The sequence below is a fragment of the Pseudomonas flexibilis genome (assembly GCF_000806415.1).
GTDB classification, from domain to species: Bacteria; Pseudomonadota; Gammaproteobacteria; order Pseudomonadales; family Pseudomonadaceae; genus Serpens; species Serpens flexibilis.
In genome coordinates, this window is the sequence record NZ_JTAK01000002.1 from 355,989 (window position 1) to 368,712 (window position 12,724).

Here is a 12,724-nt window from a genome sequence, read left to right on the forward strand (position 1 = left end):
CGCGGCGCGAACAAGGACAGCAGGCCAGACTGGCGAATCAGTGGAGAGAACATGGGTAGCTTGCACCCCGTACAGGTGATCGCCGTGACCGGCGGCAAGGGTGGTGTTGGGAAGACCAGCGTCTCGGTCAACCTGGCGCTGGCCCTGGCCGACCTCGGCCGCCGGGTGATGCTGCTGGACGCCGACCTTGGCCTGGCCAACGTCGACGTGATGCTGGGCCTGACGCCCAAACGCAACCTGGCCGACGTGATCGAGGGCGAGTGCGAACTGCGCGACGTCATCTTGCAGGGGCCCGGCGGTATCCGCATCGTGCCGGCCTCCTCGGGCGCGGCCAACATGGTGCGCCTGACCAGTCAGCAACATGCCGGGCTGATCCAGGCGTTCAGCGACATCAGCGACAGCATTGACGTACTGATCATCGACACCGCCGCCGGTATCGGCGACGGCGTGATCAGCTTCGTGCGTGCGGCCCAGGAAGTATTGCTGGTGGTCACCGACGAGCCCACCTCGATCACCGACGCCTATGCCCTGGTGAAACTGCTCAACCGCGACTACGGCCTGAGCCGCTTCCGCGTGCTGGCCAACATGACGCACACCCCCGAGGAAGGCCGCAACCTCTACGCCAAGCTGACCAAGGTCACCGAGCGCTTCCTCGACGTGGCGCTGCAATACGTGGGGGCGATTCCCGCCGACGAGCTGGTGCGCAAATCCGTGCAGAAACAGCGCGCCGTGTACGAGGCCTACCCGCGTTCCAAGTGTGCGCAGGCCTACCGCGCGGTCGCCCAGAAGGTGGACAGCTGGCCGTTGCCGGCCAATCCGCGCGGCCACCTGGAGTTTTTCGTCGAGCGTCTGGTGAACAGGCCCACAACAGGTTCTTCCGCATGAGCTCACCCGTTCACATGTACAGCCATGCCCAGTCCCGTGACTCCCAGTACCAGCTGATCGAGCGCTACGCGCCGCTGGTCAAGCGGATCGCCTACCACCTGCTCGGCCGCCTGCCGGCCAGCGTGCAGGTCGAGGATCTGATGCAGGCCGGCATGATCGGTCTGCTGGAGGCGGCGAAGAAATACGATTCGGGCAAGGGTGCCAGTTTCGAGACGTATGCCGGCATCCGCATCCGTGGCGCCATGCTCGACGAGGTGCGCAAGGGTGACTGGGCGCCGCGTTCGGTGCATCGCAACAGCCGCATGGTCAGCGACGCCATCCGCGTGGTGGAGGCCAGAACCGGCCGCGACGCTAAAGATCACGAGGTTGCTGCCGAACTCCAGTTAAGTCTCGAAGAGTATTACGCGATCCTCAACGACACCCTGGGGAGTCGCCTGTTCAGTTTCGATGACCTGTTGCAGGAGGGCGAGGGCGGCGGTGCGCTGGAAGATATCGAGCACTCCCACCCGAGCCCTTCGCGCGAGCACGAGGACCAGCGCTTCCAGAATGCGCTGAGCGAAGCGATCGCCAACCTTCCGGAGCGCGAGCGCCTGGTGCTGTCGCTGTATTACGACGAAGAACTGAATCTCAAGGAAATCGGTGAGGTACTGGGGGTCAGCGAATCCCGCGTCAGCCAGTTGCACAGCCAGTGCGCCGCCCGTTTGCGGGCCCGGCTGGGCGAATGGCGGGCTCGCTGACAGGGCTTGCCGGTTTTCTGAAGAAGGGGACGCAGTCGGGATGACCCGGCTGCGTTTTTGGACTGTATGGAGGTCGACCGTTGGACAAAAACATGAAGATTCTCATCGTGGACGATTTCTCGACGATGAGGCGGATCATCAAGAACCTGCTCCGTGACCTGGGCTTCACCAACACCACCGAAGCTGACGACGGCCTCACCGCCCTGCCGATGCTGCAGAGCGGCAACTTCGACTTCCTGGTGACTGACTGGAACATGCCGGGCATGAATGGCATCGACCTGCTGCGCGCGGTGCGTGCCGATGAGCGCCTGAAGCACCTGCCGGTGCTGATGGTGACCGCTGAAGCCAAGCGCGACCAGATCATCGAGGCAGCCCAGGCCGGTGTGAACGGCTATGTGGTCAAGCCGTTCACCGCCCAGGGACTGAAGGACAAGATCGAGAAGATCTTCGAACGCGTCAGCGGCTGAACAGCGCCTTGGGGGCATGATGGAGCAGCACACAGATCCAAGGGGCGAGCTCGAAGCGAGCCTGATGGACAATGCACGGGAGCTGATTCGCAGCCTTGAGCAACGCGACTTCGGCGATGCCGTGCAGATCATCAACGAGCTGAACAAGGTGCGTGACCGTGGCCTGTACCAGGCCGTGGGGCGGCTGACGCGCAAGTTGCACACCGCGATCGTCAGCTTCCATATCGACCCGAATTTCCCCGAGTCGCGGGAGATGTCGGAGATCGCCGATGCCACCGAGCGCCTGAACTACGTTGTGTCGATGACCGAGCGCGCGGCCAATCGCACCATGGACCTGGTCGAGGCCACCGCGCCGGTGATCAGTCGGCTGAACGACGACGCCCGCGAGTTGCGTACCGATTGGCAGCGCTTCATGCGTCGCGAGATGGATGCCGAAGGCTTTCGCCAGCTGGTCAAGCGGGTCGAGCAGTTCTTTGTCCGCAGCGAACGCGAAAGCGAGAAGGTCGGCGCGCAGCTGAACGAGATCATGCTGGCGCAGGACTATCAGGACCTCACCGGCCAGGTCATCAAGCGGGTCACCAATCTGGTCACCGAGGTCGAGCGCGATCTGGTCGAACTGATGCTGATGGCCAGCCAGGTGGACAACTTCGCGGGCATCCAGCACGACCATGCCCAGCTGCGGGCGGAGCTCGATCAACAGAAACAACCCTCGCAGGGTGAAGGTCCGCAGATCCATGCCGATAAACGGGAAGATGTCGTCAGCAATCAGGACGACGTGGACGATCTGCTTTCCAGTCTAGGGTTTTAAGGGGCACGTAATGGGCGTCGATGCCGATGATGAGATCCTTCAGGATTTCCTGGTAGAAGCCGGCGAGATTCTCGAACAGTTGTCCGAACAGCTGGTGGAGTTGGAGAGCCGTCCGGATGACATGGATCTGCTCAACGCGATCTTCCGCGGCTTTCACACCGTCAAGGGCGGCGCGGGCTTCCTGCAGCTGAACGAGCTGGTGGAATGCTGCCACAGCTCGGAAAACGTCTTCGACATGCTGCGCAAGGGCGTGCGCCTGGTCGACGCCGAGCTGATGGACGTGGTGCTGCAGGGCCTGGACGCCATCAACGGCATGTTCGCCCAGGTGCGTGAAGGCAGCGAGCTCACGCCGGCCAGCCCGGAGCTGCTCGAAGCGCTGCACCGCCTGGCCGATCCGGCCGCCGCGCCCGCCGCGCCCGTTGCACCGACCCCGGTGCCTGCCGCGCCCGCACCCGGTCCCGTGGCGACGGAAAAGGAACAGGACCTGACCGACGCCGAGTTCGAAAGCCTGCTGGACGCCATTGGTGGCCCCGAAACGGCGGCTGACGGCGGCGAGTCCGCTGGCGACGAGATCACCGACGCCGAGTTCGAGAACCTCCTCGACCAACTGCACGGCAAGGGCCAGTTCAAGCCCGAGACGTTGCCGGCCAGCGATGCCGCCGCCGGTGACAGCATCACCGAATCCGAATTCGAGAACCTGCTCGACCAGCTGCATGGCAAGGGTCAGTTCAAGCCTGACGTTCTGGCAGGCCAGGAGCAGGCGCCAGCAGCCGGTAAGACGGCCGCTGGCGACGACATCACCGACGACGAGTTCGAGGCGCTGCTCGACCAGCTGCACGGCAAGGGCCAGTTCAAGCCCGAGCAGGTCGCCAGCGAGCCGCCCAAGGCCGCCGCGCCGGCGCCTCAGTCGGCGGCGGTCAAGCCACCCGCCGCCGTACCCACGGAAAGCGCGCCGGCCGCCAGGCCTGCCGCTGCCGCGCCGGCCAAGGCACCCGCGGCCATCGAGTCGGAAACCACCGTGCGCGTGGATACCGCGCGGCTGGACGAAATCATGAACATGGTCGGCGAACTGGTGCTGGTGCGTAACCGCCTGGTGCGCCTGGGCTTGAACAGCGGTGACGAGGAACTGGCCAAGGCCGTTTCCAGCCTCGATGTGGTCACGGGCGACCTGCAGACCTCGGTCATGAAAACCCGCATGCAGCCGATCAAGAAGGTCTTCGGCCGCTTCCCGCGCCAGGTCCGCGACCTGTCGCGCCAGCTCAAGAAGGAAATCAACCTGGAGCTGGTGGGTGAGGAGACCGACCTCGACAAGAACCTGGTCGAGGCGTTGGCCGACCCGCTGGTCCACCTGGTGCGCAACGCGGTGGACCACGGCATCGAGATGCCCGAGGAGCGCCTGGCCGCCGGCAAGCCGCGCACCGGCAAGGTGGTGCTGTCCGCCGAGCAGGAAGGCGACCACATCCTGTTGCTGATCACCGACGACGGCAAGGGCATGGATGCCAACATCCTGCGCGCCAAGGCGGTGGAAAAGGGCATGCTCGACAAGGACGCCGCCGATCGCCTGAGCGATACCGAGTGCTACAACCTGATCTTCGCGCCGGGCTTCTCCACCAAGAAGGAAATTTCCGACGTGTCCGGCCGCGGGGTGGGCATGGACGTGGTGAAGACGCGCATCGCCCAGCTCAACGGCACGGTGTTCGTCGATTCCACGCCCGGCAAGGGCTCGCGCATCGTCATCAAGGTGCCGCTGACCCTGGCGATCATGCCGACGCTGATGGTCATGCTCGACGACCAGGCGTTCGCCTTCCCGCTGGTCAACGTCAAGGAAATCTTCCACCTGGATCTGTCGCACACCAACGTGGTGGACGGCCAGGAGGTGATCATCGTCCGCGACAAGGCGCTGCCGCTCTTCTACCTCAAGCAGTGGCTGGTGCCCGGCTTCCGCAACGCGGTACAGAAGGAAGGCCACGTGGTGATCATCGCCATCGGCAACCAGCAGATCGGCTTCGTCGTCGACCAGCTGGTGGGCCAGGAGGAAGTGGTCATCAAGCCGCTGGGCAAGATGCTGCAAGGCACGCCGGGACTGGCGGGCGCCAGCATCACCAGCGACGGCAGCATCGCGCTGATTCTCGATGTGCCCAGCATGCTCAAACACTACGCGCGACGCGGCTGATGCCGAACCGGCCCCGCTGGGGCCGGTTCGTTTAGGAGTAGTTATGGCAATTAAAGTCCTGGTGGTGGACGACTCGGGATTCTTTCGGCGCAGGCTGACGGAAATCCTGGGCTCCAACCCCCAGATCGAGGTGGTGGGCACGGCCAACAATGGCCAGGAGGCGATCGACAAGACGCTGGCCCTCAAGCCCGATGTCATCACGATGGATTACGAGATGCCGTTGATGAACGGCATCACCGCCGTGCGCGAGATCATGCGCCGCTGTCCGACCCCGGTACTGATGTTCTCCTCGCTGACCCACGAGGGCGCCCGGGTCACCCTGGATGCGCTGGACGCCGGCGCAGTGGATTACCTGCCGAAGAATTTCGAGGACATCTCGCGCAACATCGAGAAGGTCAAGGCGCTGCTCTGCGAGAAGGTGCTGACCATCGCACGCAGCAGTCGGCGCGGGCCGGCGGTGTCGTCTGCGGCGGCTGTGGCGCCTGCCACCCCCGCGCGTCGACCGCTGCGCGGCGCAGCGCCCGCCGAGGCGGAGCCGGCGCCGAGCGTGAGCGAGCGCTGGCCGGCCCCCAAGCGCAAGGCCTACAAGCTGGTAGCGATCGGCACCTCGACCGGCGGTCCGGTGGCGTTGCAGCGCGTGCTCACCCAGCTGCCGGCCAGCTTCCCGGCGCCGCTGGTGCTGATCCAGCACATGCCGGCAGCCTTCACCGGCGCCTTTGCCGAGCGCCTGGACAAGCTGTGCAAGATCCGCGTCAAGGAAGCCGAGGACGGCGACCTGCTGCGCCCGGGCCTGGCCCTGCTGGCGCCCGGCGGCAAACAGATGATGGTGGACGGCCGCGGCGTGGTGAAGATCCTGCCCGGCGATGACCGCCTGAACTACAAGCCCTGCGTGGACGTCACCTTCGGCTCGGCCGCCAAGGCCTACGGCGACAAGGTGCTGGCCGTGGTGTTGACCGGCATGGGTGCCGACGGCCGCGAAGGCGCGCGCATGCTCAAGCAGGCCGGCAGCCAGGTGTGGGCCCAGGATGAGGCGAGCAGCGTCATCTACGGCATGCCCATGGCGGTAGCCAAGGCCAACCTTGCCGACGGCATCTACGACCTGGACGAGATCGGACGTCACCTGAGCGAGGCTTGCCAGTAATGGATGTCTTGAGCCTGATCGGCATTCTGCTGGCGTTTATCGCCATCCTGGGCGGCAACTTCCTGGAGGGCGGCAGCCTTGCGGTGCTGCTCAACGCGCCGGCCGCGTTGATCGTCATTGGTGGCACGCTGGCCGCCTGCCTGCTGCAGACGCCGCTGCAGACGCTCAAGCGGGCGGTGGCGGTGGCGCATTGGGTGTTCTTCCCGCCGGCGATCCGCATGGAGGAGGGCATCGAGAAGGTCACCCGATGGAGCCTGGTGGCGCGCAAGGAAGGCCTGCTCGGCCTGGAGCCGATGGCCGAGCGCGAGCCCGACCCCTATGCCCGCAAGGCCATGCAGCTGCTGGCCGATGGCGTGGAGAGCGAGAACATCCGCACCATCCTGGAAGTGGAGATGTACAGCCACGAGGAGCGCGACTTGCAGGCCGCCAAGGTGTACGAGGCGATGGGTGGCTATTCGCCGACCATCGGCATCATTGGCGCGGTGCTCGGCCTGATCCAGGTGATGGGCAACCTGACAGATCCCTCCCAGCTGGGTACCGGTATCGCCGTGGCCTTCGTCGCCACCATCTACGGTGTGGCCTTCGCCAACCTGCTGCTGCTGCCGCTGGCCAACAAGCTCAAGGCAGTGATCCGGGTGCAGACCCGTTATCGCGAGATGCTCATCGAAGGCGTGCTGTCCATCGCCGAAGGCGAAAACCCGCGTTCCATCGAACACAAGCTCAAAGGCTTCCTGGTGTAGGGCCCAGCCATGCGTCTACGCCGTAGCCGACAGCAGGACACCGAGCCCAGCCATGACCGCTGGCTGGTGTCCTTTGCGGACTTCATGACCCTGATGTTCGCCTTCTTCGTGGTGATGTATGCCACCTCGTCGATCAACGAGGGCAAGTACAAGGTCCTGGCCGACACCCTGGTGGGCATCTTCAACCAGAACGAGAAGGCGATCAAACCGATCCCGGTTGGCCAGGAGCGCCCGCGCACCCGCGACTACGACCTCAGCATGGAAGATGACGGCGGGCCCATGCCCATGGAAGACGGCGACCCGCTGGCGCAGATCACCCGCAACATCGAGCAGGCCTTCGCCGGCTTGATCGCCGAAGGACAGCTGATCGTGCGCGGCACCGAGTCCTGGGTGGAGATCGAACTCAAGTCCAGCCTGCTGTTCCCCAGCGGCGACGCCATCCCCAACGACCACGCGTTCGACATCATCGAGAAGATCGCCAGGATTCTGGCGCCCTTCGACAATCCGGTGCAGGTCGAGGGATTCACCGACAACCTGCCGATCAGCACGCCGCTCTATCCCACCAACTGGGAATTGTCCGCCGCCCGTGCCGCCAGCATCGTGCGCATGCTGAACATGGACGGCGTGGCGCCCGGACGCCTGGCCGCCGTCGGTTACGGCGAGTATCACCCGGTGGCCGACAACGCCACGCCCGACGGGCGTGCCAAGAACCGTCGCGTGGTGCTGGTGGTGTCGCGCTTCCTGGAAACCCGGCGCAGCGGGAGCACCCGTGTGGAAAATCGCCAGGCGGTCACTGGCACGCAATCTGCACTGGCGCCGCACACTGACGCCCGGATCGAAGGTGCTGTCAAAACGCCGGCATTGATGGCCGGTAGTGGTCCGCGCTGAGTCGCGGACGAGAAGGAGCAGTTGATGAAAATCTGGGCAGTAGCCAATCAGAAGGGCGGGGTCGGCAAGACCACCACGAGCGTGGCCCTGGCCGGCCTGCTGGCCGACGTCGGCAAGCGGGTACTGATCGTTGACCTCGACCCCCATGGCTCGATGACCAGCTATTTCGGCTACAACCCCGACAACCTCGAACGCACCGGCTTCGAGCTGTTCCAGCATGGCGGCCAGGTGCCCGATGGGCTCGCCGCACAGCTGCTGCAGAAGACCAGTCATCCGCGCATCGCCCTGCTGCCGGCCAGCACCGCGCTGGCCACTCTGGAGCGCCAGACGCCCGGGAAGAGCGGCCTGGGGCTGGTGATTTCCAAGACGCTGGCGCAACTGTGGAACGATTTCGACCACGTGCTGATCGACAGCCCGCCGCTGCTCGGGGTGTTGATGGTCAACGCCCTGGCGGCCTGCCAGCAGTTGGTGGTGCCGGTGCAGACCGAGTTTCTCGCCGTGCAGGGCCTGGAGCGCATGGTTCACACCCTGACCATGATCAACCGCTCGCGCCGCCAGGCGCTGCCCTACCTGATCGTGCCGACCCTGTTCGATCGCCGCTCGCAGGCCTCGCTGTCGACGCTCAAATTGCTGCGCGACCGCCACAAGGAGCACATCTGGCCGGCTTATATCCCCACCGACGGGAGGCTGCGCGATGCCAGTCGCGCCGGTCTGGTGCCGTCGCAGTTCGATCCCGGCTGTCGCGGCGTGATCGCCTATCGGGCCTTGCTGAAATCCCTGCTGGCACGCCAGCCGGGACAGCCGGCGTGACGCCCGGCTATCAAGCTGTCGCCCCTGTCGGCCGATAGCATTCAGAGGAAAGACTTACGGATGCAGGATATGAGCACCCAGGACGCCCCTCGGATCGGACCGCAGCAGGCCCTGCAGTCCTATCTGGACGAGCTGTTGCAAGAGGCGACTGATGACCGGCCGGTACGTGCCGAGGATTTCTTGCGCCCGCAGGCGGTGCCTGCCAGCGCCAGGCCGGTGGCCGAGCCGCAGGTACTGGAACCGCGACCGCTGGTATTGCCGACCATCAAACTGACCGACATCAAACTGGTCGAGGCCCCCGTGGCGGTGATCGATGCGCCGGTGCCTGCCGCGCCAGTCGCCGTGAGCACGCCGAGCGAGCCGGAGCCGCTGGCGCCGGTCGCGGTGCCTGTGGTCGAAGCCCCCGCCAGGGTCGAGGCACCGGTGGTTGCGGCCCCGCAGGTCGAAGCGCCTGTCGCGCTGCCGGCGGTCGAGGTGCCGGTGGTTGCGTCGCCAGTGGCCGAAAGCCCGGTCGTTGCGCAGCCTGTGGTTGAAGCGCCTGTCGCGCCGCCAGTGGTCGAGGTCCCGGTGGTTGCGGCACCCGTGGTGTCCGCGCCTGTTGCTGAGGTCGCTGCGCCGGTGGCTCCGCCGCGTGTGCAGCCAGCCGAGGCGAAGGTCCAGGCACCGCTCGCCGAGCCTGTCGTTGCAGCCGCGGTGCCCCCGCTGCCACCGAAGGTGGTGGCTGGCCGTCCCGAGTGGGGTGAGCAGCGTTTCGAGTGCCTGCTGTTCGACGTGGCCGGGCTGACCCTGGCGGTGCCGCTGGTCTGCCTGGGCACCATCCATTCGCTGGAAGGCCAGACGCTGACCCCGCTGTTCGGGCAGCCGGACTGGTTCCTGGGCATGCTCAAGACCCACAGCGGCAACATCAAGGTGATCGATACCGCGCGCTGGGTGATGCCAGAACGCTATCGCGACGAGTTTCGCGATAACCTGTCGTTCGTCATCACCATCCAGGGCTTCGACTGGGGACTGGCGGTGCACAAGGTGGACCGTTCCATCCACCTGCACCCGGACCAGGTCAAGTGGCGCAGCCTGCGCACCCAGCGCCCGTGGCTGGCGGGTACGGTGATCGAACACATGTGCGCGCTGCTCGACGTGGCGTCGCTGGCCGACCTGATTGAAAGCGGTGCGCTCAAGCGCGCGCGCTGAAAGGCGCCCGCCAAGGCGGGCAGAACGGATACGCGCCGCGGGCCGGGCCCGGGCGTTCGACGACGAGGTGGACAATGAAGAATTCGACAGCGCAAAGCTCCGACGATCCGATGCTGCAGTGGGTGACCTTCCGCCTGGACAACGAAACCTATGGCATCAATGTGATGCAGGTCCAGGAAGTGCTGCGCTACAGCGAAATCGCACCGGTGCCCGGTGCGCCGAGCTATGTGCTGGGCATCATCAACCTGCGCGGCAACGTGGTGACGGTGATCGACACCCGCCAGCGTTTCGGCCTGGACTCGGCGGAGATCACCGACAACACCCGCATCGTCATCATCGAGGCGGACAAGCAGGTGGTCGGTATCCTGGTCGACAGCGTGGCTGAAGTGGTTTATTTGCGGCAGTCCGAGATCGAGACCGCGCCGAACGTCGGCAATGACGAGTCGGCGAAGTTCATCCAGGGCGTATGCAACAAGAACGGCGAGCTGTTGATTCTTGTCGAGCTGGACAAGATGATGACCGAGGAAGAATGGTCGGAACTTGAGAACTACTGAAGATGGGACACGGAATCGCCCTGATCGTACTGGCAGGGGTCTGCCTGGCGCTGATCATGACCTGCGTCTGGCTGGCCACTCGCCTGCAGCGCCTGAACAAGAGCATGGAATATCAGTTCAGGCAGCATGCCGAGCGTCACCTCAAGCGTGACCAGAGCATGCAGGAGCTGACCCGTCGGGTGGATACCTACATCGGCGTGTGCGTGAAGATGGGCGATGAACTGCAGGCGCTGCAGCAGCTTGCCGCGCCGCTTCCCGAGCGGCTCAGCAAGCTGGAGCAGAGTGACCCGGCGATGATTTCCTACATCCAGGCCTCGCGGCTGGTGACCCTGGGCGCGAGTGTCGAGGATCTCACCCAGTCCTGCGGCCTGACCAAGGGCGAAGCGGAACTGGTCAGCAAGCTGCACAAGGCCCGCGGCGCCACGCCACCGGCCAACTGAGCGCCACGCCGCTCAGTCCGCCATTGGCAGCGAGTCGTCCTGCCGGGTGAATCCCTCGGGCGCCTTGCCTTTCAGGTACCAGGCGAAGGCGATGATTGCCGCCACGCTGCGGTACAGCGCCTCGGGGATCTCATCGCCGACCTCCAGTCCGGCCAGCAGGCGCAGCAGGTCGGCATTCTCGTAGATAGGCACTTCGTATTCGCGGGCCAGCTCGATGATCGCCTGGGCGATCTCGTCGTCGCCCTTGGCTACCAGGGTCGGGGCGTTCTGGCCGTCGTAGCGCAGGGCAATGGCGCGGGGCTCGTTCATGCGGTCACGTGTATCCAGTGGGTTTCCAGGGGCGTGCTCGGCGGCGCGGGGGGCGTGCCGCGATGGCAGTCGAGTTCGCCGATTTCCAGTCCGGCCTCGCTGAGCGTGCGACGCAGTTCACCCAGCTCCCGATCAATCAGCGCCGCGGTGGCGGGGCGCTCGGCCCACAGCTGGCCGCTGAACTGGTTGCGACATAGCTGGGCCTGCACCTGCAGGGGGCCTAGTGGTTCCAGATCGAAGGCCAGATCGATCTTCCATTGCCGTTGACGCTCAGAACCCTTGCGTTTGCGCGGTTCGCCGTCCTCGCTGCGGATGCGCAGTTGGATCGGGGTGGGCAGTTCGCGTACCGGTATCTCCATCTGCAGCACGGTGGCCGGCTGGCCTTCCGTGCTGCTGGCCTGGCCCTGCGCCAGGCTTGCCAGCTGGTGGCTCTGCACCCGGGCCACGGCGCCGGCGGCGAGCTTCAGCAGCGTCTGCAGGCTGGGGTTCTCCAGACCCTCCAGGCGCTGCGTGGGTAGCGGAAAGCTCAGCCCCGGCTGGCGCTCGGGCCGCTGGCCGAGTGCGCCGAGCACCTGGCGGGCCAGGGTCGGCAAGGTGGCCATCAGCAGGGTGCCGGCGGGGGATTGCAGGGTCGTGGCCGGATTGAAGCTCGACAGCTGGCCGAGCAGGCGCAGCAGGTTGGCCTTCAGGTCGCTGTCCAGTGCGCCGCCCTGGCCACTGAGTACGCGGTGCTCCAGTCCGACGCCGGCGTTGCGCAGAATGGCCGCCAGCTGGCGGGAGTCGCTGAGCTGCGCCGCGCTGGGCTGACTGTTCAACAGGCGTTCGATGCTCTGCTGCAGGCCCGATGGCAGGGGCTGGCCCTGCAGCGAGCGCAGCGCGGTGAACAGTGCGGACAGTGGCGACTGGCGGGCGAACTGGCTGGCCAGTTGCTGCAGCAGGTCCAGTTGCTGGACGCGCGCGTCCGGGCTGATGGCTTGCAGGCTGCGATCGTCCAGCACGCGGGCATTGATCAGGCTGCCGACGGGTAGGGGCCTGGCGCTCTCCAGCAGCAGCTGACGGCCGTCCGGCAGCTGCGCGACGATCTGCTGCAGATTGCCGCTGGGCGTGCTGGACAGCACGCGGGCCTGCAACAGGCTGCCGGCGGGCAGGTCGAGGCGGGTCAGCGGGCGGGCCGCGTCGGGCTGAGTGATCAGCAGGCGGTTGTCCGGCAGCGCGGTGAGTTGCAGGCGCGTGCCGGCCGGCAGCTCGGGCTGTCGAGTGGCCAGGGCGTCCAGCGTCACGCTGCGCCCGTCGGCGAGGGTCAGGCGCAGGCTGATCTGCTGTCCCTGGGCAGCCTCGGCTCGGCCCAGCACCTGGGCCTGGGCCTGCTGGCCGGGAGCGAGCAGTCCCTCCAGGGTGGTGAGCGCCTTCAGTGTGTGGGGCGCCAGGCCGCCGGCGGCGCTGGTGGAGCCGGGCAGGGAAGGCGGAAGGGTAAAATTGATCTCGCTCATCAAAAAGGAATTGCCTTTACAACCTGTCGTAATTACCCGTCTTGATAGCCAAGTCACGCATGTATAATGCCGAGCCATTCGCCGGGGCGCCCGT

At 65.7% G+C, this 12,724-nt stretch carries 14 protein-coding genes; 12 read left to right on the forward strand and 2 right to left on the reverse strand.

Annotated elements, in window-relative coordinates; all coding sequences use genetic code 11:
• The first annotated feature begins 51 nt into the window (after window positions 1-51).
• The 12 genes from fleN to PT85_RS05500 all read left to right on the forward strand — a co-directional run bounded on the left by fleN (window position 52) and on the right by PT85_RS05500 (window position 10,831).
• Window positions 52-885, forward strand: a complete 834-nt coding sequence (gene fleN, locus PT85_RS05445) for a flagellar synthesis regulator FleN (protein ID WP_027590709.1) — start codon at window positions 52-54, stop codon at window positions 883-885.
• Window positions 882-1,622 (forward strand): RNA polymerase sigma factor FliA, encoded by a 741-nt coding sequence (gene fliA, locus PT85_RS05450; RefSeq protein WP_175444347.1) that lies wholly within the window; start codon window positions 882-884, stop codon window positions 1,620-1,622. Before fleN ends, fliA begins: the two co-directional genes overlap by 4 nt.
• 92 nt (window positions 1,623-1,714) lie before the next feature.
• On the forward strand, window positions 1,715-2,089 hold the full coding sequence (locus PT85_RS05455; RefSeq protein ID WP_175444346.1) for a chemotaxis response regulator CheY: 375 nt from the start codon (window positions 1,715-1,717) through the stop codon (window positions 2,087-2,089).
• Between the two features lie 19 nt (window positions 2,090-2,108).
• Window positions 2,109-2,897, forward strand: coding sequence for a protein phosphatase CheZ (locus tag PT85_RS05460; RefSeq protein WP_027590712.1), 789 nt, complete (start codon window positions 2,109-2,111; stop codon window positions 2,895-2,897).
• A 10-nt stretch (window positions 2,898-2,907) separates the two neighbouring features.
• On the forward strand, window positions 2,908-5,070 hold the full coding sequence (locus PT85_RS05465) for a chemotaxis protein CheA (RefSeq protein WP_039606138.1): 2,163 nt from the start codon (window positions 2,908-2,910) through the stop codon (window positions 5,068-5,070).
• Window positions 5,071-5,113: 43 nt separating this feature from the next.
• Window positions 5,114-6,211, forward strand: a complete 1,098-nt coding sequence (locus PT85_RS05470; protein ID WP_039560454.1) for a protein-glutamate methylesterase/protein-glutamine glutaminase — start codon at window positions 5,114-5,116, stop codon at window positions 6,209-6,211.
• Window positions 6,211-6,951 (forward strand): flagellar motor protein, encoded by a 741-nt coding sequence (locus PT85_RS05475; protein WP_039560452.1) that lies wholly within the window; start codon window positions 6,211-6,213, stop codon window positions 6,949-6,951. Before PT85_RS05470 ends, PT85_RS05475 begins: the two co-directional genes overlap by 1 nt.
• A gap of 9 nt (window positions 6,952-6,960) precedes the next feature.
• Window positions 6,961-7,839 (forward strand): flagellar motor protein MotD, encoded by an 879-nt coding sequence (gene motD / locus PT85_RS05480; RefSeq protein ID WP_027591267.1) that lies wholly within the window; start codon window positions 6,961-6,963, stop codon window positions 7,837-7,839.
• 24 nt (window positions 7,840-7,863) lie between these two features.
• Window positions 7,864-8,649 carry a ParA family protein gene (locus PT85_RS05485; RefSeq protein ID WP_039606139.1) on the forward strand — a complete coding sequence of 262 codons (786 nt, stop codon included), beginning with the start codon at window positions 7,864-7,866 and terminating at the stop codon, window positions 8,647-8,649.
• 69 nt (window positions 8,650-8,718) lie between these two features.
• Window positions 8,719-9,837, forward strand: a complete 1,119-nt coding sequence (locus PT85_RS05490; RefSeq protein ID WP_082013044.1) for a chemotaxis protein CheW — start codon at window positions 8,719-8,721, stop codon at window positions 9,835-9,837.
• A gap of 74 nt (window positions 9,838-9,911) precedes the next feature.
• Window positions 9,912-10,391 (forward strand): chemotaxis protein CheW, encoded by a 480-nt coding sequence (locus tag PT85_RS05495; protein WP_027591264.1) that lies wholly within the window; start codon window positions 9,912-9,914, stop codon window positions 10,389-10,391.
• 2 nt (window positions 10,392-10,393) lie between these two features.
• Window positions 10,394-10,831, forward strand: a complete 438-nt coding sequence (locus PT85_RS05500) for a DUF2802 domain-containing protein (RefSeq protein ID WP_027591263.1) — start codon at window positions 10,394-10,396, stop codon at window positions 10,829-10,831.
• Window positions 10,832-10,843: 12 nt separating this feature from the next.
• On the opposite strand, the gene PT85_RS05505 is transcribed toward PT85_RS05500, so the two are convergent.
• Entirely contained in the window at window positions 10,844-11,140 is a 297-nt protein-coding gene (locus PT85_RS05505) for an EscU/YscU/HrcU family type III secretion system export apparatus switch protein (protein WP_037009418.1), read from the reverse strand.
• Entirely contained in the window at window positions 11,137-12,630 is a 1,494-nt protein-coding gene (gene fliK, locus PT85_RS05510) for a flagellar hook-length control protein FliK (RefSeq protein ID WP_039606140.1), read from the reverse strand. The genes PT85_RS05505 and fliK overlap by 4 nt, the downstream gene beginning before the upstream one ends.
• Between the last annotated feature and the right edge of the window lie 94 nt (window positions 12,631-12,724).

Excerpts from the sequence above, each read along its gene's own strand:
- PT85_RS05460 (WP_027590712.1), top strand. The coding sequence starts at position 2,109 with ATGGAGCAGCACACAGATCCAAGGGGCGAGCTCGAAGCGAGCCTGATG.
- PT85_RS05470 (WP_039560454.1), top strand. The coding sequence starts at position 5,114 with ATGGCAATTAAAGTCCTGGTGGTGGACGACTCGGGATTCTTTCGGCGC.
- PT85_RS05475 (WP_039560452.1), top strand. The coding sequence starts at position 6,211 with ATGGATGTCTTGAGCCTGATCGGCATTCTGCTGGCGTTTATCGCCATC.
- PT85_RS05455 (WP_175444346.1), top strand. The coding sequence starts at position 1,715 with ATGAAGATTCTCATCGTGGACGATTTCTCGACGATGAGGCGGATCATC.
- motD (WP_027591267.1), top strand. The coding sequence starts at position 6,961 with ATGCGTCTACGCCGTAGCCGACAGCAGGACACCGAGCCCAGCCATGAC.
- PT85_RS05495 (WP_027591264.1), top strand. The coding sequence starts at position 9,912 with ATGAAGAATTCGACAGCGCAAAGCTCCGACGATCCGATGCTGCAGTGG.
- PT85_RS05490 (WP_082013044.1), top strand. The coding sequence starts at position 8,719 with ATGAGCACCCAGGACGCCCCTCGGATCGGACCGCAGCAGGCCCTGCAG.
- fliA (WP_175444347.1), top strand. The coding sequence starts at position 882 with ATGAGCTCACCCGTTCACATGTACAGCCATGCCCAGTCCCGTGACTCC.
- fleN (WP_027590709.1), top strand. The coding sequence starts at position 52 with ATGGGTAGCTTGCACCCCGTACAGGTGATCGCCGTGACCGGCGGCAAG.
- fliK (WP_039606140.1), bottom strand. The coding sequence starts at position 12,630 with ATGAGCGAGATCAATTTTACCCTTCCGCCTTCCCTGCCCGGCTCCACC.
- PT85_RS05485 (WP_039606139.1), top strand. The coding sequence starts at position 7,864 with ATGAAAATCTGGGCAGTAGCCAATCAGAAGGGCGGGGTCGGCAAGACC.
- PT85_RS05500 (WP_027591263.1), top strand. The coding sequence starts at position 10,394 with ATGGGACACGGAATCGCCCTGATCGTACTGGCAGGGGTCTGCCTGGCG.
- PT85_RS05465 (WP_039606138.1), top strand. The coding sequence starts at position 2,908 with ATGGGCGTCGATGCCGATGATGAGATCCTTCAGGATTTCCTGGTAGAA.
- PT85_RS05505 (WP_037009418.1), bottom strand. The coding sequence starts at position 11,140 with ATGAACGAGCCCCGCGCCATTGCCCTGCGCTACGACGGCCAGAACGCC.